The sequence below is a fragment of the Enterobacter sp. 148H3 genome (assembly GCF_034107425.1).
In the GTDB taxonomy this organism is placed as follows: domain Bacteria; phylum Pseudomonadota; class Gammaproteobacteria; order Enterobacterales; family Enterobacteriaceae; genus Enterobacter; species Enterobacter vonholyi.
Genome location: NZ_JAWNEI010000019.1, coordinates 1 through 17,336 on the forward strand (window position 1 = coordinate 1; position 17,336 = coordinate 17,336).

Consider the following 17,336-nt stretch of genomic DNA (forward strand, 5'->3'; position numbering starts at 1 on the left):
GGGGGTTGGATGGTTGGGTGCGGTCTGGTTCCCTCACCCCGGCCCTCTCCCACAGGGAGAGGGAGAAAACACTAAAAAAGGCAACTTGCGTTGCCTTTTTGCTTTTACCTATCCGCCCAGATACGCGCTCCGCACCGCTTCGTTCGCCAGCAGCGCGTCGCCGGTGTCCTCCAGCACCACGCGGCCGTTCTCCAGCACGTAGCCACGGTCGGCGAGCTTCAGCGCCTGGTTGGCGTTCTGCTCGACGAGGAAGATGGTCATCCCCTCTTTGCGCAGCTGCTCGATGGTGTCGAATATCTGCTGGATGATGATTGGCGCCAGGCCGAGCGACGGCTCGTCCAGCAGCAGCAGGCGCGGCTGGCTCATCAGCGCGCGGCCGATCGCCAGCATCTGCTGTTCACCGCCGGACATGGTGCCCGCACGCTGAATGCGGCGCTCCCACAGGCGCGGGAAGAGTTCGTACACCCACTTGATGCGGGTCTGGTATTCATCGCGGTGGGCGAAGAACCCACCCATCGCCAGGTTCTCTTCCACCGTCATACGCGAGAACACGCGGCGCCCTTCCGGAACAATCGCCACCGCCTCGCGCATGATTCTGGCGGTCTGCCAGTCGGTAATGTCTTTGCCATCAAACACAATCCGCCCGCTGGTGGCGCGCGGGTCGCCGCACAGGGTGCCGAGCAGCGTGGTTTTGCCCGCGCCGTTGGCGCCAATCAGAGTCACGATTTCACCCTGATTGATATGCAGGCTGACGTCGTGCAGCGCCTGGATCTTGCCGTAGTGCGCGTTGACCTTGTCGAACGTTAACATCGCTTTTTCCATCTTATGCCTCACCCAGGTATGCGCGGATCACGTCCGGGTTGTTGCGGATCTCTTCCGGCGTGCCGTTTGCCAGCGGCGTACCCTGGTTAACCACGTAGATACGGTCCGAAATGCCCATTACCAGCTTCATGTCGTGCTCAATCAGCAGAATGGTGGTGTCGTGGTGATCGCGCAGCTCGGCAATCAGCTCGTCCAGCTCTTTGGTCTCTTTCGGGTTGAGGCCCGCCGCCGGTTCGTCGAGCATCAGGATTTCCGGCTGGGTGACCATGCAGCGCACAATCTCCAGACGACGCTGGTCGCCGTAGGCCAGATTGCTCGCCTGGCGGTTAGCGTGCTGCAGCAGGCCAATTCGGTCGAGCCAGGTGGCGGCGCGATCGAGCGCTTCATCCTGGGCGCGGCGGAAGGCCGGGGTTTTCAACAGGCCGGAGAACAGCCCGGTTTTCAGCTGCTGATGCTGTGCCACCAGCAGGTTCTCAATCACCGTCATCTCGCGGAACAGACGCACGTGCTGGAAGGTACGCACCACGCCCATGCGGGCAATCTGCTGGCCCGGCAGCCCTTCAAGGTGCTTGTCGCGCAACATGATGGTGCCGCCCGTCGGCTTGTAGAAGCCGGTCAGGCAGTTAAAGACCGTGGTTTTCCCCGCGCCGTTCGGGCCAATCAGGGAGACAATCTCTTTCTTGTGAAGATCCAGTGACACATTGTTGACCGCCAGCAGGCCGCCAAAACGCATCATCAGACCGTTAACGGATAATAATGGCTGACTCATGCCTGCTCTCCTTTCGCTTGCCCGTTCTTCAGCTTCAGCTGTGGACGGGTCATCGGCAGCAAGCCCTGCGGACGCCAGATCATCATCAGCACCATCAAACCACCCAGCATTAACATGCTGTATTCGTTAAAGTCGCGCATCAGCTCGCGCGAAACCACCAGAAGGATGGCCGCGAGGATAACGGCGAACTGCGAGCCCATCCCGCCGAGCACCACAATCGCCAGCACAAAAGCGGATTCGGCAAAGGTGAACGATTCCGGGCTGACGAAGCCCTGACGCGCGGCAAACAGCGTCCCGGCGAAACCGGCAAACGCGGCGCTGATGGTGAACGCGGTCAGCTTGATGCGTGTCGGGTTCAGGCCCAGGGAACGGCAGGCGATCTCATCCTCGCGCAGCGCTTCCCACGCGCGGCCCAGCGGCATGCGCAGCAGGCGGTTAATCACGAACAGGGTGATCACCACCAGCAGCAGCGCTACCAGATAGAGCCAGATCACGCGGTCGGACGGGTCATACTTCACGCCGAAGAAGTTACTGAAGGTATCCCAGCCGCCTTCGCGGGCGGTACGGCTGAACTCCAGACCGAAGAAGGTCGGTTTCGGGATCTGGCTGATGCCGTTCGGGCCGCCGGTCACTTCGGTGTTGTTCAGCAGCAGGATACGGACGATTTCACCGAAGCCTAAGGTCACGATCGCCAGGTAGTCACCGCGCAGGCGCAGCACCGGGAAGCCAAGCAGGAAACCGGCTGCGGCGGAGACCAGCCCCGCCAGCGGCAGACAGGTCCAGAAGCCGAGGCCGTAATAGTGGTTCAGCAGCGCGAAGGTGTAGGCGCCGATGGCGTAGAAGCCGCCGTAGCCAAGCACCAGCAGGCCAGATAGCCCCACCACCACGTTCAGACCAAGACCAAGAATCACGTAGATCATGGTCAGGGTAGCGATATCTACGGTTCCACGAGACACCACGAACGGCCACGCCACGGCGGCTACCAGCAGCGCCACGAGGAACAGCTTCTGCTTAACGGTTGACCCGTCGATGGCCGGCAGAACGAATTTCGGCCCGGAGACGTTTTTCAGCGACTTCTGGAACAGCGGACGCAGCAGCTGGAACAGGAACACGACGGCAGTGCCGATAAACACCCACTGCCAGCGGATGTCGGGGGCGGCGTCCACCACCAGCTTCGTCCCGTCCAGACCTAACTGGACGCCCATAAAGACGCCCGCCAGCACGAAGAACATGGCGGCAGAGAGCAGCGCCATTGCAAAATGCATCGGTTTCATACTTTCTCTACCTCCGGACGGCCCAGAATGCCGGTAGGCATGACCAGCAGAACCAGAATCAGCAGGGCAAACGACACCACGTCTTTATATTCCGTGCTCAGATACGCCGAGGAGAGCGCTTCCGCCACGCCCAGGATCAGGCCGCCGATCATCGCCCCCGGAATACTGCCGATACCGCCCAGAACCGCCGCGGTGAAGGCTTTCATCCCGGCCATAAAGCCGATGTACGGGTTGATCACACCGTAGAACTGGCCGAGCAGCACGCCTGCGACGGCCGCCATCGCGGCGCCAATTACGAAGGTCAGGGCAATCACGCGGTCGGTGTTGATGCCGAGCAGGCTCGCCATCTTCAGGTCTTCTGCGCAGGCGCGGCATGCGCGACCCATACGCGAGTAGCGGATGAACAGCGTCAGGGCGAGCATCGCAATAAAGGTCACGACCCAGATAACCAGCTGCATAGTGGTGATAGAAGCCGAGAAGTTTTCACTGGCCCCCACAATCCACTGGCCGTTAAACAGGCTTGGCAGCGCCACGTCACGCGAGCCTTCGGTGAGGCTGACGTAGTTTTGCAGGAAGATCGACATCCCGATCGCGGAAATCAACGCAATCAGACGCTTGGAGCTGCGCACCGGCCGGTAGGCCACGCGCTCGATGCTCCAGCCGTAGGCGCTGGCAATCACAATCGCGCCAACAAACCCGGCGGCGACCAGCAGCCAGCTGCTGTCGATGCCCATCATCATAAGGGCAGCAATAATCATAAAGGAGACATAGCTACCGATCATGTAGACCTCGCCGTGGGCGAAGTTGATCATGCCGATAATGCCGTAAACCATCGTATAGCCGATGGCGATCAGCGCGTAGGTGCTTCCCAGCGTAACGCCGTTAAACATCTGCTGCAGGAAATAGAGAAACTGCTCGGACATATGCAAACCTTTTTATACCCGCCCGTCAGTCCGGGCGGTGGGATAATTATTTGGCGGCCGAGGATGAACCGTCGGCGTGCCACTTAAAGACACCAAACTCAAATCCCTTCAGATCGCCTTTCTCATCCCAGTTCAGCGGCCCAATCACGGTGTTCGCCCCGTGTGCTTTTAAATCTTTCACCAGATCCAGCGGTTCTTTGCTGCCGGAGCGTTCCAGCGCGGTGGCCAGAGACTGTACGGCGGCGTAGGTGATCCAGACGTACGGACCACTCGGATCTTTCTTCTGCGCCTTGAGCGCATCCACGATAGCCTTGTTGGCCGGATCCTGGTCATAGCGTTTTGGCATCGTCACCAGCATGCCTTCAGCAGAATCCCCGGCGATGTTCGACAGAGAGGCATTGCCCACGCCCTCTGGCCCCATAAACTGGGTCTTCAGACCGGTGGCGCGCGCCTGACGCAGCATCTGCCCCATCTCCGGGTAGTAGCCGCCGTAGTAAACAAAGTCGATATTCTCTTTTTGCAGGCGGGCGATCAGCGCGGAAAAGTCTTTCTCACCGGCGGTAATCCCGTCGAAGAAGACGATGTTTGCGCCGCCTTTTTTCAGGCCGTCCTGAACGGAGCGCGCCAGGCCTTCGCCGTACTGCTGCTTGTCATGAATAATGGCGATACGCTGCGGCTTGACGGTTTCAAGGATGTATTTGGCGGCGGTTGGCCCCTGAGAGGAGTCCAGCCCCGCGGTACGCATGATGTGCTGGTATCCGCGCTGGGTCAGCTCAGGGTTAGTGGCGCCAGGGGTGATCATCAGAATGCCTTCGTCTTCGTAGATATCAGACGCGGGCTGGGTGGACGACGAGCACAGGTGGCCGATCACATACTGGATGCCGTCGTTAACGATTTTGTTGGCGACCGCGACGGCCTGTTTCGGATCGCAGGCGTCGTCATATTCTACGCCCACCAGCTTGTCGCCTTTGATGCCGCCCTTAGCGTTGATGTCTTTGATGGCCTGGCGCGCACCGTTGAACTCCATATCACCCCACTGGGCAACAGGGCCGGACATCGCGCCCACTACCGCAACTTTAATGTCCTCCGCCATGGCGGCATGCGAGATCGACAGTGCGACCATCCCCGCGATTAACGTCTTCGCGTTCCTTTTCATCTCTGAATCCCCATTCGTGATGTCGTGTTTATATTTTGTTTTATTATGGTTAAAAAGCATTCTGTACTTTTAATGAACAACGCTATTTTTACCAGTGCCTTTAATGGTTTAGCGCAGGTTTTTGTCAAAAACCAGACTAAAATCTCTATTTTTCAGGCGATTAAGCAAAGATAATATTCTGAAATCAGGCAGAGATAAACAAATAAAAGTGCAGTTTGCAGCATAAAATAACGGTACAAAGCGCCGAATAAATCACTACCATTCAGGTTAAAATTCTGCTTATTTTTCGATCCATGTGTTTTCAAACTGCCCATCGCGTTGCCAAAAAACTAATCACCTGGTTAATGAGAATAAAAAGAGGAAGCCGCTGAGTGAATAAATTGAGTACACTGCCTCTACTCAATTTGATTTGGACAAGTAGCTAATGAAACTGACTATCGTGCGTCTGGTGACCTTTAGCGACCAGGATCATATCGACCTGGGCAAGATCTGGCCGGAATATTCCCCTTCGTCGCTGCGCGTTGATGAGACCCACCGCATTTATGCCGCGCGTTTTAACGAGCGCCTGCTGGCTGCGGTTCGCGTCACCCTGAGCGGTACAGAAGGAGCGCTGGACTCACTGCGCGTTCGTGACGTCACCCGTCGTCGCGGCGTGGGACAGTATTTAATTGAAGAAGTGATCCGCGAAAACCCAAGCGTGACCTCATGGTGGATGGCCGACGTGGGCGTAGAAGACCGCGGCGTGATGGCAGCGTTTATGCAGGCGTTAGGCTTTACGGCACAGGAAAGCGGGTGGGAGAAGCGCTAAAAGAAAGCCGGGTGGCGGCTGCGCCTTACCCGGCCTACATTCTCCACTGTATTTTCCCAAGCATTTCGTGTTGCAGGAAGGCGGCAAGTTATGAAATCCCCGGGAGCTTACATAAGTAAGTGACCGGGGTTGAATAACGCAGCCAACGCACCTGCGGCGCGAAAGGAGACGGGAAAATTATTTTGCGTCTGTCGCCGTGCCATTGGCATGCCAGTCAAACACGCCGAACTCGAAGCCCTTCAGGTCGCCCTTCGCGTCCCAGGAGAGTGGTCCCATAACGGTCTGAACCGTATTCGCTTTAAGCCAGGTGGCAATTTCAGCCGGATCGGCTGACTGGTTCAGGCCTGCCTGCAGAGACTGCAGCGCCGCGTAGGTGGTCCAGACGAAAGCGCCGCTTGGATCCTGTTTCTTCGCCTTGATGGCATCTACGATAGGTTTGTTCGCAGGGACCTGGTCGTAGTTCTTCGGTTTGGTCACCAGCAGGCCTTCGGCTGATTCACCCGCGATGTTAGACAGAGAAACGTTCGCCACGCCTTCCGGGCCCATAAACTGGGTTTTCAGGCCAGCAGCGCGCGCCTGACGCAGGATCTGGCCCATTTCCGGATGGTAGCCGCCGTAGTATACGAAGTCGATATTCTCTTTCTTCAGACGCGCCACCAGGGTGGAAAAGTCTTTCTCACCGGCGGTGATCCCGTCGAAGAACACCACGTCGGCATTGGCTTTCTTGAGGTTGTCCTGTACTGAACGCGCCAGACCTTCACCGTACTGCTGCTTGTCATGAACGATAGCAATGCGCTTCGGCTTCACTTTTTCAACGATGTATTTCGCCGCGGTTGGGCCCTGGTCAGAGTCCAGACCGGTGGTGCGCAGGGTCAGCTTGTATCCACGCGCAGTCAGCTCCGGTGCGGTCGCTGCCGGGGTGATCATCAGAATACCTTCGTCTTCGTAGATGTCAGACGCGGGCTGAGTAGAGGAAGAGCACAGGTGACCGATAACGTATTTGATCCCGTCGTTCACCACTTTGTTCGCGACCGCGACCGCTTGTTTCGGGTCACAGGCATCATCATATTTTACGATCTGCAGTTTTTCGCCTTTGATACCGCCCTTAGCATTAATGTCTGCAACCGCCTGTTCAGCGCCGGTAAATTCCTGGTCGCCGTACTGTGCTACCGGACCGGACATCGCGCCAACCACAGCCACCTTGATGTCTGCCTGTGCCATGGTGCTGAATGCCAACGCGATACATCCTGCCAGTAACGCTTTACCCTTCATGTTCATCCTGAGATTCCCCATTATTATGGTTATTACGATTGTTGTGATGTTGTTGTGCAGCGCTTTATGTCAGTTATAGGTGTGCTGTCCGCGCTTTTTCAGCATACTCTGCTAAAACATACCCGATTTTTATGATTTTGGAATAGCTAATTTGAAATGAATATATGATAAGCCCGGCAGGATTTACCGCCGGGCATGTGGCTTTAACGTGTCAGCGACGCGGAGATAATGTCCAGCGCTTTACGGAACTGCGCTTCAGGGATAGTCAGCGGATAGAGGAAACGAATGACGTTGCCGTAGACGCCGCAGCTCAGAAGAAGCAGCCCTTCCTGCAACGCGCGCTCCTGCACCTCACGGGTAAATTCCGGCGAAGGCTGACCCGTTTGCGGGTCGTTAAACTCTACCGCCACCATCGAGCCCTGCCCGCGAATGTCAGCGATATACGGGCAGTGTTCCTTGGCTTTGTTGAGCACTTCCACCAGGTGATGGCCGAGATGCGCCGAGCGCGTGCAGAGATCTTCCTCGTCAATCACGTCCAGCACCGCGTGCGCTGCGGCAATCGCCAGCGGATTGCCCGCGTAGGTGCCGCCCAGCCCGCCCGGCGCAGGCGCGTCCATCACGTCGGCACGGCCCGATACCGCCGAGAGCGGCATCCCGCCCGCCAGGCTTTTTGCCATGGTGATCAGGTCCGGCTTCACGCAGTGGTGTTCCATCGAGAAAAGCTTGCCGGTGCGGGCGAAGCCGCTTTGCACCTCGTCAGCAATCAGCAAAATACCGTGGGTATCGCACAGGGCGCGAAGAGCCTGCATAAAATCAGCAGGCGCAATGTTGAAACCGCCCTCTCCCTGAACCGGTTCGAGAATAATCGCCGCGACCTGGTCAGGAGCAATATCCGCTTTAAAGATACGTTCCAGGCTTTTTAACGCCTCAGCGGTGCTGACGCCGTGCAGGTCATTCGGATACTGCGCGTGGTAAACCGAGCCGGGGAAGGGTCCGAAGCCGAGCTTGTACGGCGCAACTTTGCCGGTCAGCGCCATGGTCATAAAGGTGCGGCCGTGGAACGCGCCGCCGAAGGTGATAAGGCCAGGACGTTTGGTATAGGCGCGCGCAATTTTGACCGCGTTTTCGACCGCCTCAGCCCCCGTCGAGAAGAACGCCGTTTTGGCAGGACCTTCTACGGGCACGCGTGCGTTGATACGCTCGGCAAGCGCCACGTAGCCTTCGTACGGCACAATCTGGTAGGCCGTGTGGGTAAACGCGTGGAGTTGTTTTTCGATGGCGGAAATGACTTTGGGATGGCGATGGCCGGTATTCAGCACCGCGATCCCAGCGGCGAAGTCGATATACTCATTGCCTTCCACGTCCCACACCGTGGCGTTTTCGGCTTTATCGGCATAGAAGTTACACATCACGCCGATGCCACGCGGCGTCGCCTGTAAACGCCGGTCGATCAGTTCGTTATTTTTCACCCTGTCCCCCCTGAGAAAGTCGCCTGCTTAGCGCATCAGTAAGTGTTTGCCAGGGGGAGGAAATTAGCCAGAGCGGGCGCTAAAAAAACAAAACCCCCGAATTTGCATTCGAGGGTTCTCGGTGTACTTCGCGAAAATTACGCTTCGATAGCGGCGCGAAGTTTTTTCATGGCGTTCTTTTCAAGCTGACGCACACGTTCTGCAGAGACGCCGTAGCGGTCGGCCAGCTCCTGCAGCGTGGACTTGTTGTCTTCGTCCAGCCAGCGGGCGCGGATAATATCCTGGCTACGTTCGTCGAGGCCTTCCATCGCATGGGTCAGCTTGTTCGCAGCCTGATCTTCCCAGTTGTCCTCTTCGATGCCGTCAGCAAAATTAGAGGTTTTATCCTGCAGATACAGAACCGGCGCCATTGGCTGGCTGTCGGAGGCGTCATCGTCGGAGGACATATCAAAGGTCATGTCCTGCGCGGCCATACGGGATTCCATCTCACGCACGTCTTTGCTGGATACGCCCAGCTCGCGCGCCACCATTTCCACTTCGTCCTGATTGAACCAGCCCAGACGCTGCTTGGTTTTACGCAGGTTGAAGAACAGTTTACGTTGCGCTTTTGTCGTGGCGACTTTCACGATACGCCAGTTGCGCAGCACGTATTCATGAATTTCTGCCTTGATCCAGTGTACGGCGAAGGAGACGAGTCGCACACCCACTTCCGGGTTGAAGCGACGCACAGCCTTCATCAGGCCGATGTTACCTTCCTGAATCAAGTCCGCCTGCGGCAGGCCATAGCCCGCATAATTACGAGCAATGTGAACAACAAAGCGCAGGTGAGACAGAATCAGCTTTTTCGCTGCTTCCAGATCGCCCTGGTAATGCAGCTTTTCAGCAAGCTCCTTTTCTTCCTCGGCCGTTAACATCGGCCAGGTGTTCGCAGCCCGGATATAAGATTCCAGGTTACCAACAGGGGCTAAAGCTAAAGTTTGCATTTCTTTGGTCATTCATTCCTCTCAGTATTTCTTCTGGTCCAGGCTGTCCCCGTCAGGCAACAACCATGCCAAAGCGTTTGAGCAACGAGATTAGCATTCACTCTTTTATCAGACAGTGATTTTATCCACAAGTTCCAGGTGCAACGGTGAATAAATTACGCACAAAATGTGACATGGAGATGATAACAGGGGAAGAGACAACAGGGACGCTTTCCCTGCAGAGCGAACATCTCGGTGCAGGGAAAGATTATATCACGCTTTTATTAGTCGGGAGTAAAGTGACGTAAATGTTGAACGGTTGCCAGCCACGCTGCCACCCACCCAATCATCGAACACACCAGCAGCAGTAACAGGCACTCATCGAACCCTAAGCCACTGATATCAAACTTCGTTCCGAAAACCTGCGCCACTTCAGTCACGGCAGAGGAAAGCCGCATCACCAAAATTTCTGACAATATCAGTGAAAGAAATGCGCCGGAAAAACCGAGCAGTGCGCCGCCGTAAAGGAACGGACGGAGGATGAAACCATCCGTCGCACCAATCAGTTTCTGCACGTTGATGGTATCGCGACGGGCGAAAATGCTCAGGCGCACGCTGTTGCCGATGACGAGGAAGACCGCCGCCACCATCAGCACGCCAATCATCGCCGCGACGCGGCCTACCAGCCCGGTGAGAGCAGAAAGGCGCGCAAACCAGCTGTCATCCATGCGCACTTCATCAATGCCCTTAATGCGCGTGATGCGATCGCGCAGGGTGTTAAGCGACTCGGTCCCCTGGAAATCCAGCTTCGGGATTACCACCGCCACGGCGGGCAGCGGGTTCTCTTCGAGCATATCCAGCGCGCCGCCAAAGCCAGACCAGTTACGAAACTCGCCCAGCGCGTCTTCACGTGAGAGATAGTTGACCTTCTCTACGCCCTGCTCGGCCTGAATTTGCCCAACCACTTGGGCAGCCGCGTTATCGTCGAGCGCTTTATCCAGATAGACCGTGATCTGCGGGGACGGATAATACTGTGAGGCCGCCTGGTTGACGTTTTTATAGACCATATAGCAGACGCTCGGCAGCGTGAGGGAGATGGCAATCACCATCACCGTCAGGAACGTCGCCAGCGGTTTGCTTTTCAGGTCCTGCAGCGCGCCGTGGAACGCGTAGCGCACCTGCTCGTTAAAGACGTTGGTTTTACGGGAGGCCGGTTTTGGCGCGGCCTTCTGGCGCTTCGGCGCATTACGATTGCCGTCACCCCCGCCCTGCGGCTTACGGAAACGGTCAAACCGGTTCCCGAACTGCCGAATCTGGTTTATTGCATCACGCTTATTCACCGTGGCCTCCGTGCAAATGACCGTCGCTCAGGGTCAGCATGCGGTACGAACGACGGGAAATCAGCCCGATGTCGTGCGTTGCCATCAATACGGTAACCCCTACGCGGTTAAATTCCTCAAACAGACGCAAAATCCCTTCTGACAGAGCATCGTCCAGGTTACCGGTCGGTTCATCCGCCAGCAGCACCGCAGGCTTGTTCACCACCGCGCGGGCGATACCCACGCGCTGCTGTTCACCGCCGGAGAGCTGGATCGGGAAGTTCTTCGCTTTGTCCAGTAGCCCGACCTTATCCAGCGCCGCAGAGACGCGGCGGCGGATATCGTCATAGCTGGCGCCGGCAATAATCAGCGGAATGGCCACGTTATCGAAAACGGTGCGATCCATCAGCAGATGGTGATCCTGGAAAATCATGCCGATCTGGCGACGCAGGAACGGCACCTCACGGTTTTTCAGGCGGCTGATCTCATGGCCGCTGAAAAAGATCTTCCCGGCGCTTGGGCGCTCGATCCCACAGATAAGCTTGAGCAGGGTACTTTTCCCCGCGCCGGAATGGCCGGTCAGGAATGCCATCTCGCCTGGCTGCAGGTGGAATGTGACCCCCTGCAGCGCTTGTCTCCCACCGAGATAGGCCTTGCTGACGTGTTCAAAGCGAATCATTGTTAGTCCTCTCGGGCAAATAATGCCTCAATAAAGTCGTCCGCCTTAAACGGACGTAAATCCTCAATACGCTCGCCCACACCGATGTAACGGATAGGAATGCCGAACTGGTCAGCCACGGAAAAAATCACCCCGCCTTTCGCGGTGCCGTCCAGTTTGGTCAGCGTGATCCCCGTCAGTCCTACCGCTTCATGGAACAGCTTCGCCTGGCTGATGGCGTTCTGTCCGGTGCTGGCATCAATGGTCAGCATAATTTCATGCGGTGCGTCTTCGTCCAGCTTCTTCATGACGCGAACGATTTTCTTCAATTCTTCCATCAGGTGCGATTTGTTCTGCAAACGCCCTGCGGTATCGGCAATCAGCACGTCCACGTTGCGCGCCTTCGCCGCCTGGATAGCGTCAAAGATCACGGACGCGGAATCCGCGCCGGTATGCTGGGCAATCACCGGAATGTTGTTGCGCTGGCCCCACACCTGCAGCTGCTCAACCGCCGCTGCACGGAAGGTATCGCCCGCCGCCAGCATCACCGATTTGCCCTGCTGCTCGAACTGGCGCGCCAGCTTGCCGATGGTGGTGGTTTTACCCACGCCGTTCACGCCGACCATCAGAATAACAAATGGCGTTTTGCCTTCAATATTAAGCGGTTCGTCAACTTTTGCGAGAATTTCACCCATCTCGTCTTTCAGCAGACCGTACAGCGCTTCGGCGTCGCGCAGCTGTTTGCGGCTCGCCCCTTCGGTCAGATTGGCGATGATCTTACGGGTAGTTTCTACCCCAACGTCAGCAATCAGCAGTTGTTCTTCCAGCTCTTCAAACAGATCGTCGTCGATCTTCTTGCCGCGGAACAGACTGATAAATCCGGAACCTAAGTTTTCTTTGGTTTTAAGCAGGCTGCGCTTCAGGCGCGCGAAGAAACCTTCTTTGGTCGGTTTTTCCTGCTCCTGAACGATCTCGTCTTCGGCCTGCTCTTCTACCGGCACAACGATGACCGCTTCTTCAGCTGCCTCCGCCGCCAGCGCCTGGGCTTCCAGCTCGTCGTCGGTCAGCTCTGGCTCAAGCGCCGCTTCTTCTTCCACCGCCTCAACGATTTCAACGGTTTCCGCTTCGGCCTGCCACTCTTCGGCAGACACCGCTTCGTCTTTGACCTCTTCCGGCAGCGGAAGCTCTTCGTGTTCGATAGCGGCCTGTGGCGCTTCGGTAACGGCTTCGACGACAACCGGTTCTGGCATCTCGTTCTCCTGAACCTGTTCAGTGACTTCAATCACCTCTTGTGCAAAGGATTCAATTTCTTCTTTGCTGTGCGCCGTTTCTTCCGCTTCGACAACCGCGGCGGTTTCTACAGGCGTTTCAGGCTGCGACTGCTCTTCAACGGCTTGTTGCTCTTCGGTTTTCTGTTCTGTTTCTTGCTCTTTTTCACCGAAGCCCAGCCAGGAAAAGAAGCCACGTTTTTTTTGTTTTGCCATCTGCGACTACACTCCTCGCGGCGCTATATACATGGAAGCTAAAAAAATGATGAAATAGTCTAACACTTTACTTAATTGACATCACCGCCCGCAATCGCAGGCCAATTGTTAACAGAGCTTTCCTGAGATGAAGAAACCCAACCGCGCCCCGGCCGGTCAAATTCGTATTATCGGCGGTCAGTGGCGAGGCCGGAAATTACCGGTGCCGGACAGCCCCGGTTTACGCCCAACTACCGACCGCGTGCGCGAGACGCTGTTTAACTGGCTGGCTCCGTCTATGGTAGACGCCCACTGCCTGGACTGCTTCGCAGGAAGCGGCGCCCTCGGGCTGGAAGCGCTGTCGCGCTATGCCGCCAGCGCCACGCTGCTGGAGATGGAGCGCGGCGTTGCGCAGACGCTACAGCAAAATCTGGCGACGCTGAAGGCGAGCAACGCCAAAGTGGTGAACACCAACACGCTGAGCTTCCTCGCGCAAAAGGGCACGCCGCATAACGTGGTGTTTGTCGACCCGCCGTTCCGCAAGGGGCTGCTGGAGGAGACGTTATCCCTGCTGGAGCAAAACGGCTGGTTGGCGGATGACGCGCTAATTTATGTTGAAAGCGAAGTGGAAAACGGTTTACCGCCGGTTCCCGCCCACTGGGATCTGCACCGTGAAAAAGTGGCAGGTCAGGTTGCTTATCGTCTTTATCACCGTCAGGCACAAGGAGGATTCGATGCCGGTACTGATTAACCTGGGACGCTTGCTGATGCTGGGCGTCTGGGCGTTCTTGATTCTGAATCTGGTGCACCCGTTCCCGCGCCCGATGAACATTTTCGTTAACGTGGCGCTGATTTTCACGTCGTTTATGCATGCCCTTCAGATGGTGATGCTGAAAAACGGCCTGCCGAAAGACGGCCCGCAGATGACGGGCTGGCAGCAGCTGCGCGTCTTTATTTTCGGCGTGTTTGAGCTGCTGGTGTGGATGAAGAAGTTTAAGGCGCAGGTGAAGAAGTAAGGTGCGGCCTGATGCCCTCACCCTAACCCTCTCCCACAGGGAGAGGGAAACGATCGCGCATTACTCAGCCCTAAAATCTTCAAACCGCGACCCTTTGTAACTCAGCGTTCCTTTCTCTCCCACCGTCAGCTGGTGGTACTGTTGCGCCTCCAGGCGGAAGGTCATCTCAAGGCCGCCCGTTTCCGGCTTAAAGCTCGCTTCATAGCGCATTGTTGTGCCCGCAGGCGTCACCTGCTGCTGGCGCGAGCGGCGGTCGTTGAGCGGTTTTTCGCGTTTGTTCGTCACCACCACGCGCTTTTGCATCAGCGGTGCGGCATCGTTATCCGCCTTCTCGCGGCGCTGCTGCACGAAACGAAACGAGGCGGCAATGACGATAATCGCCACCACGATAATGAAAAAAAGCGGCATCTTGCTCATTGAAAAATCCCATCAGATTATGCGGAATTCAGGATACCTTGCCTTCCCTACCATTGCCAAACGCCCGCCCGCGTCACTACACTGGATCAGAAACTGATTATTCAGGCTTAACAGATACAGGGAGTTAATATGCTTTGGTCATTTATCGCTGTCTGTTTTTCCGCATGGCTTTATGTCGATGCGTCGTACCGTGGTCCCACCTGGCAGCGCTGGTTGTTTAAACCGGTCACGCTGTTGCTCCTGCTGCTGCTGGCCTGGCAAGCGCCAATGTTTAACGCCGTCAGCTATCTGGTGCTCGCCGGGCTGTGCGCCTCTCTGATTGGCGATGCCCTGACCCTGCTGCCGCGCCAGCGCCTGCTGTATGCCGTAGGGGCATTTTTCCTGTCGCATCTGCTGTATACCATCTACTTCGCCAGCCAGATGACGCTCTCTTTCTTCTGGCCGCTGCCGCTGGTCCTGCTGGTGATTGGCGCCCTGCTGATCGCGGTGATCTGGTCGCGTCTGGAAGAGATGCGTTTGCCGGTTTGTACGTTTATCGCCATGACGCTGGTAATGGTATGGCTGGCAGGTGAACTGTGGTTCTTCCGTCCGACCGCTCCGGCGATGTCAGCGTTCTTCGGCGCCGCACTGCTGCTGATCGGTAACGTCGTCTGGCTGGGCAGCCACTATCGCCGCCGCTTCCGGGCGGATAACGCGATTGCCGCCGCCTGTTACTTTGCCGGGCATTTCCTGATTGTGCGTTCGCTGTATATCTAAATAGCGCTTGACTCTGGAGTCGACTCCAGAGTGTATGCTGCGGTTAATGAGAAAATTATCATTGCCGGAGACTGCCATGTCGACTCCAGAAATACCTAAAAAAGTTCCTCAATTCTCGGCGCTTAAGCTCAGCCCGGTTCCGTCGAAAGACGACTGCTGCTGCGAAGGCGCGTGCGAAACGCAAACTCAACCCCTTCCTGAAAGCGGCAACCGCTACAGCTGGGTCGTCAACGGCATGGACTGCGCCGCCTGCGCGCGCAAAGTGGAAAACGCCGTCAAACAGGTGCCGGGCGTGAGTCACGTTCAGGTGCTGTTCGCCACCGAAAAGCTGCTGGTTAGCGCCGATAACGACGTCAGCAAGCAGGTTGAAGCCGCCGTCAGCAAGGCGGGCTATACCCTGCGCAGCGAAACGGCGCCCGTTGAAAAAGTCTCCTCCCTGAAAGAAAACCTGCCGCTCATTACCCTCATCATCATGATGTTCCTGAGCTGGGGTCTGGAGCATATTAACCACCCGTTCGGCAATCTGGCGTTTATCGCCACCACCCTGGTCGGTCTGTTCCCGATTGCCCGTCAGGCGCTGCGCCTGATGAAAAGCGGCAGCTGGTTTGCCATCGAAACGCTGATGAGCGTGGCGGCCATCGGCGCGCTGTTCATTGGCGCGACGGCAGAAGCGGCGATGGTGCTGCTGCTGTTCTTAATCGGCGAACGTCTTGAGGGCTGGGCGGCGAGCCGGGCGCGTAAAGGGGTCAGCGCGCTGATGGCGCTGAAGCCGGAAACAGCCATTCGCGTGGTAAACGGTACGCGTGAAACGGTCGCCATCACTACGCTGCGTCCGGGCGACGTGATAGAAGTCGCGGCAGGCGGACGCCTGCCTGCAGACGGCGCGCTGCTTACCGCCACCGCAAGCTTTGATGAAAGCGCCCTGACCGGGGAATCCATTCCGGTAGAGCGTGCCGCGGGTGAAAAAGTGCCTGCAGGCGCCACCAGCGTCGACCGTCTGGTACAGCTCACCGTGCTTTCCGAGCCGGGTGACAGCGCCATCGACCGTATCCTGAAGCTGATTGAAGAGGCTGAGGAGCGCCGCGCGCCGGTCGAACGCTTTATCGATCGCTTCAGCCGGATCTACACGCCCGCCATTATGCTGGTTGCCCTGCTGGTCACCGTCGTCCCACCGCTGTTCTTTGGCGCGCCGTGGGAGGGCTGGATTTATAAAGGGCTGACGCTGCTTCTGATCGGCTGCCCATGCGCGCTGGTGATTTCCACCCCGGCGGCGATTACGTCCGGGCTGGCGGCTGCGGCGCGTCGCGGGGCGCTGATTAAGGGCGGCGCGGCACTGGAGCAGCTCAGCCAGGTCCAGCATATCGCCTTTGATAAAACCGGTACGCTGACCGTGGGCAAGCCGCAGGTGACCGGCGTGTATCCGCAGGATATCAGTGAGGATGAACTGCTGACCCTGGCCGCCGCCGTTGAACAGGGCTCCACCCACCCGCTGGCGCAGGCGATTGTGCGTGAAGCGCAGTCGCGCGGACTAAACATACCTCCGGCAACCGCCCAGCGGGCGCTGGTAGGGTCAGGGATTGAGGCCACCGTTGACGGTAAAAAGGTGCTGATTGTCGCGGCTGGCAAGTCTTCTACTCCAGAGGTGGAGACGTTAGAACAGACCGGACAGACGGTCGTGACCGTCATGCAGGACGGTACCGCAAAAGGAATGCTGGCGCTACGCGACACCCTGCGCGATGACGCAAAAGAAGCCGTGGCGGCGCTGCGTCAGCTGGGCGTGAAGGGCGTGATTCTCACCGGTGATAACCCTCGCGCGGCGGCAGCGATTGCCGGTGAGCTAGGGCTGGCGTTTAAAGCCGGATTGCTGCCTGCGGATAAGGTCAGCGCGGTGACGGAGCTGAACGATCAGGCGCCGCTGGCGATGGTCGGTGACGGGATTAACGATGCCCCGGCGATGAAAGCGTCCACCATTGGTATTGCGATGGGTAGCGGTACTGACGTGGCGCTGGAGACCGCCGACGCGGCGCTGACCCACAACCGCCTGACCGGGCTGGCCCAGATGATCGATCTTGCGCGCGCGACGCGGGCCAATATCCGTCAGAACATCGGCATCGCGCTCGGGCTGAAGGGGATTTTCCTGGTGACGACCCTGCTCGGCATGACCGGACTGTGGCTGGCGGTGCTGGCGGATACCGGGGCAACGGTGCTGGTGACGGCGAACGCGCTTCGGCTGCTGCGCCGCCGGTAAAAAA

At 57.5% G+C, this 17,336-nt stretch carries 17 protein-coding genes; 5 read left to right on the top strand and 12 right to left on the bottom strand.

All coding sequences use genetic code 11. The features are described 5' to 3' along the window. Positions 1–108: 108 nt before the first annotated feature. Genes livF through livK form a run of 5 tightly spaced genes read right to left on the bottom strand, consistent with a single transcriptional unit; the run spans position 109 to position 4,944 of the window. Complete coding sequence (gene livF / locus USH94_RS20300) at positions 109–822, bottom strand: high-affinity branched-chain amino acid ABC transporter ATP-binding protein LivF (RefSeq protein ID WP_008500102.1); 714 nt, start codon at positions 820–822, stop codon at positions 109–111. A 1-nt stretch (position 823) separates the two neighbouring features. Beyond that, positions 824–1,591, bottom strand: a complete 768-nt coding sequence (livG, locus tag USH94_RS20305) for a high-affinity branched-chain amino acid ABC transporter ATP-binding protein LivG (RefSeq protein WP_024906698.1) — start codon at positions 1,589–1,591, stop codon at positions 824–826. Next, entirely contained in the window at positions 1,588–2,865 is a 1,278-nt protein-coding gene (livM, locus tag USH94_RS20310; RefSeq protein WP_048226437.1) for a branched chain amino acid ABC transporter permease LivM, read from the bottom strand. Before livM ends, livG begins: the two co-directional genes overlap by 4 nt. After that, the gene (gene livH, locus USH94_RS20315) at positions 2,862–3,788 is read right to left on the bottom strand and encodes a high-affinity branched-chain amino acid ABC transporter permease LivH (RefSeq protein WP_013099131.1); all 927 of its coding nucleotides are present in this window, start codon (positions 3,786–3,788) and stop codon (positions 2,862–2,864) included. The genes livM and livH overlap by 4 nt, the downstream gene beginning before the upstream one ends. A gap of 46 nt (positions 3,789–3,834) precedes the next feature. After that, positions 3,835–4,944 carry a high-affinity branched-chain amino acid ABC transporter substrate-binding protein LivK gene (gene livK, locus USH94_RS20320; protein WP_047653117.1) on the bottom strand — a complete coding sequence of 370 codons (1,110 nt, stop codon included), beginning with the start codon at positions 4,942–4,944 and terminating at the stop codon, positions 3,835–3,837. Positions 4,945–5,368: 424 nt separating this feature from the next. Between livK and panM the strand changes: the two genes are divergently transcribed. Beyond that, complete coding sequence (gene panM / locus USH94_RS20325; protein ID WP_023334145.1) at positions 5,369–5,752, top strand: aspartate 1-decarboxylase autocleavage activator PanM; 384 nt, start codon at positions 5,369–5,371, stop codon at positions 5,750–5,752. A 177-nt stretch (positions 5,753–5,929) separates the two neighbouring features. On the opposite strand, the gene livJ is transcribed toward panM, so the two are convergent. The 6 genes from livJ to ftsY all read right to left on the bottom strand — a co-directional run bounded on the left by livJ (position 5,930) and on the right by ftsY (position 12,916). Beyond that, positions 5,930–7,030 (bottom strand): branched chain amino acid ABC transporter substrate-binding protein LivJ, encoded by a 1,101-nt coding sequence (livJ, locus tag USH94_RS20330; protein WP_074147346.1) that lies wholly within the window; start codon positions 7,028–7,030, stop codon positions 5,930–5,932. 197 nt (positions 7,031–7,227) lie between these two features. Further along, on the bottom strand, positions 7,228–8,493 hold the full coding sequence (locus USH94_RS20335; protein ID WP_111965832.1) for a 4-aminobutyrate--2-oxoglutarate transaminase: 1,266 nt from the start codon (positions 8,491–8,493) through the stop codon (positions 7,228–7,230). A 137-nt stretch (positions 8,494–8,630) separates the two neighbouring features. Next, positions 8,631–9,488, bottom strand: a complete 858-nt coding sequence (gene rpoH, locus USH94_RS20340) for an RNA polymerase sigma factor RpoH (protein WP_028015143.1) — start codon at positions 9,486–9,488, stop codon at positions 8,631–8,633. A 251-nt stretch (positions 9,489–9,739) separates the two neighbouring features. Next, positions 9,740–10,795 (bottom strand): permease-like cell division protein FtsX, encoded by a 1,056-nt coding sequence (gene ftsX, locus USH94_RS20345; RefSeq protein WP_111965831.1) that lies wholly within the window; start codon positions 10,793–10,795, stop codon positions 9,740–9,742. Further along, complete coding sequence (ftsE, locus tag USH94_RS20350) at positions 10,788–11,453, bottom strand: cell division ATP-binding protein FtsE (protein WP_045402529.1); 666 nt, start codon at positions 11,451–11,453, stop codon at positions 10,788–10,790. The genes ftsX and ftsE overlap by 8 nt, the downstream gene beginning before the upstream one ends. A 2-nt stretch (positions 11,454–11,455) precedes the next feature. Beyond that, positions 11,456–12,916, bottom strand: coding sequence for a signal recognition particle-docking protein FtsY (gene ftsY, locus USH94_RS20355; protein WP_111965830.1), 1,461 nt, complete (start codon positions 12,914–12,916; stop codon positions 11,456–11,458). Positions 12,917–13,043: 127 nt separating this feature from the next. Here ftsY and rsmD point away from each other — a divergent pair, with 127 nt between their 5' ends. Both rsmD and USH94_RS20365 read left to right on the top strand, forming a co-directional pair. After that, positions 13,044–13,646, top strand: a complete 603-nt coding sequence (gene rsmD, locus USH94_RS20360) for a 16S rRNA (guanine(966)-N(2))-methyltransferase (RefSeq protein ID WP_111965829.1) — start codon at positions 13,044–13,046, stop codon at positions 13,644–13,646. Then, entirely contained in the window at positions 13,630–13,911 is a 282-nt protein-coding gene (locus USH94_RS20365; protein WP_010436509.1) for a DUF1145 family protein, read from the top strand. Before rsmD ends, USH94_RS20365 begins: the two co-directional genes overlap by 17 nt. Before the next feature lie 60 nt (positions 13,912–13,971). Here USH94_RS20365 and USH94_RS20370 read toward each other — a convergent pair whose 3' ends face one another. After that, on the bottom strand, positions 13,972–14,328 hold the full coding sequence (locus USH94_RS20370; RefSeq protein ID WP_111965828.1) for a DUF2500 domain-containing protein: 357 nt from the start codon (positions 14,326–14,328) through the stop codon (positions 13,972–13,974). 129 nt (positions 14,329–14,457) lie between these two features. Here USH94_RS20370 and USH94_RS20375 point away from each other — a divergent pair, with 129 nt between their 5' ends. Both USH94_RS20375 and zntA read left to right on the top strand, forming a co-directional pair. Continuing rightward, entirely contained in the window at positions 14,458–15,084 is a 627-nt protein-coding gene (locus USH94_RS20375; RefSeq protein WP_024906687.1) for a lysoplasmalogenase, read from the top strand. A 76-nt stretch (positions 15,085–15,160) separates the two neighbouring features. Next, the gene (gene zntA / locus USH94_RS20380) at positions 15,161–17,332 is read left to right on the top strand and encodes a Zn(II)/Cd(II)/Pb(II) translocating P-type ATPase ZntA (protein WP_111965827.1); all 2,172 of its coding nucleotides are present in this window, start codon (positions 15,161–15,163) and stop codon (positions 17,330–17,332) included. Positions 17,333–17,336 lie beyond the last annotated feature (4 nt).

Bases quoted from the DNA above. Each gene is read 5' to 3' on its own strand.
- livF (WP_008500102.1), bottom strand. From the start codon at position 822: ATGGAAAAAGCGATGTTAACGTTCGACAAGGTCAACGCGCACTACGGC.
- livG (WP_024906698.1), bottom strand. From the start codon at position 1,591: ATGAGTCAGCCATTATTATCCGTTAACGGTCTGATGATGCGTTTTGGC.
- livM (WP_048226437.1), bottom strand. From the start codon at position 2,865: ATGAAACCGATGCATTTTGCAATGGCGCTGCTCTCTGCCGCCATGTTC.
- livH (WP_013099131.1), bottom strand. From the start codon at position 3,788: ATGTCCGAGCAGTTTCTCTATTTCCTGCAGCAGATGTTTAACGGCGTT.
- livK (WP_047653117.1), bottom strand. From the start codon at position 4,944: ATGAAAAGGAACGCGAAGACGTTAATCGCGGGGATGGTCGCACTGTCG.
- panM (WP_023334145.1), top strand. From the start codon at position 5,369: ATGAAACTGACTATCGTGCGTCTGGTGACCTTTAGCGACCAGGATCAT.
- livJ (WP_074147346.1), bottom strand. From the start codon at position 7,030: ATGAACATGAAGGGTAAAGCGTTACTGGCAGGATGTATCGCGTTGGCA.
- rpoH (WP_028015143.1), bottom strand. From the start codon at position 9,488: ATGACCAAAGAAATGCAAACTTTAGCTTTAGCCCCTGTTGGTAACCTG.
- ftsE (WP_045402529.1), bottom strand. From the start codon at position 11,453: ATGATTCGCTTTGAACACGTCAGCAAGGCCTATCTCGGTGGGAGACAA.
- ftsY (WP_111965830.1), bottom strand. From the start codon at position 12,916: ATGGCAAAACAAAAAAAACGTGGCTTCTTTTCCTGGCTGGGCTTCGGT.
- rsmD (WP_111965829.1), top strand. From the start codon at position 13,044: ATGAAGAAACCCAACCGCGCCCCGGCCGGTCAAATTCGTATTATCGGC.
- USH94_RS20365 (WP_010436509.1), top strand. From the start codon at position 13,630: ATGCCGGTACTGATTAACCTGGGACGCTTGCTGATGCTGGGCGTCTGG.
- USH94_RS20370 (WP_111965828.1), bottom strand. From the start codon at position 14,328: ATGAGCAAGATGCCGCTTTTTTTCATTATCGTGGTGGCGATTATCGTC.
- USH94_RS20375 (WP_024906687.1), top strand. From the start codon at position 14,458: ATGCTTTGGTCATTTATCGCTGTCTGTTTTTCCGCATGGCTTTATGTC.
- zntA (WP_111965827.1), top strand. From the start codon at position 15,161: ATGTCGACTCCAGAAATACCTAAAAAAGTTCCTCAATTCTCGGCGCTT.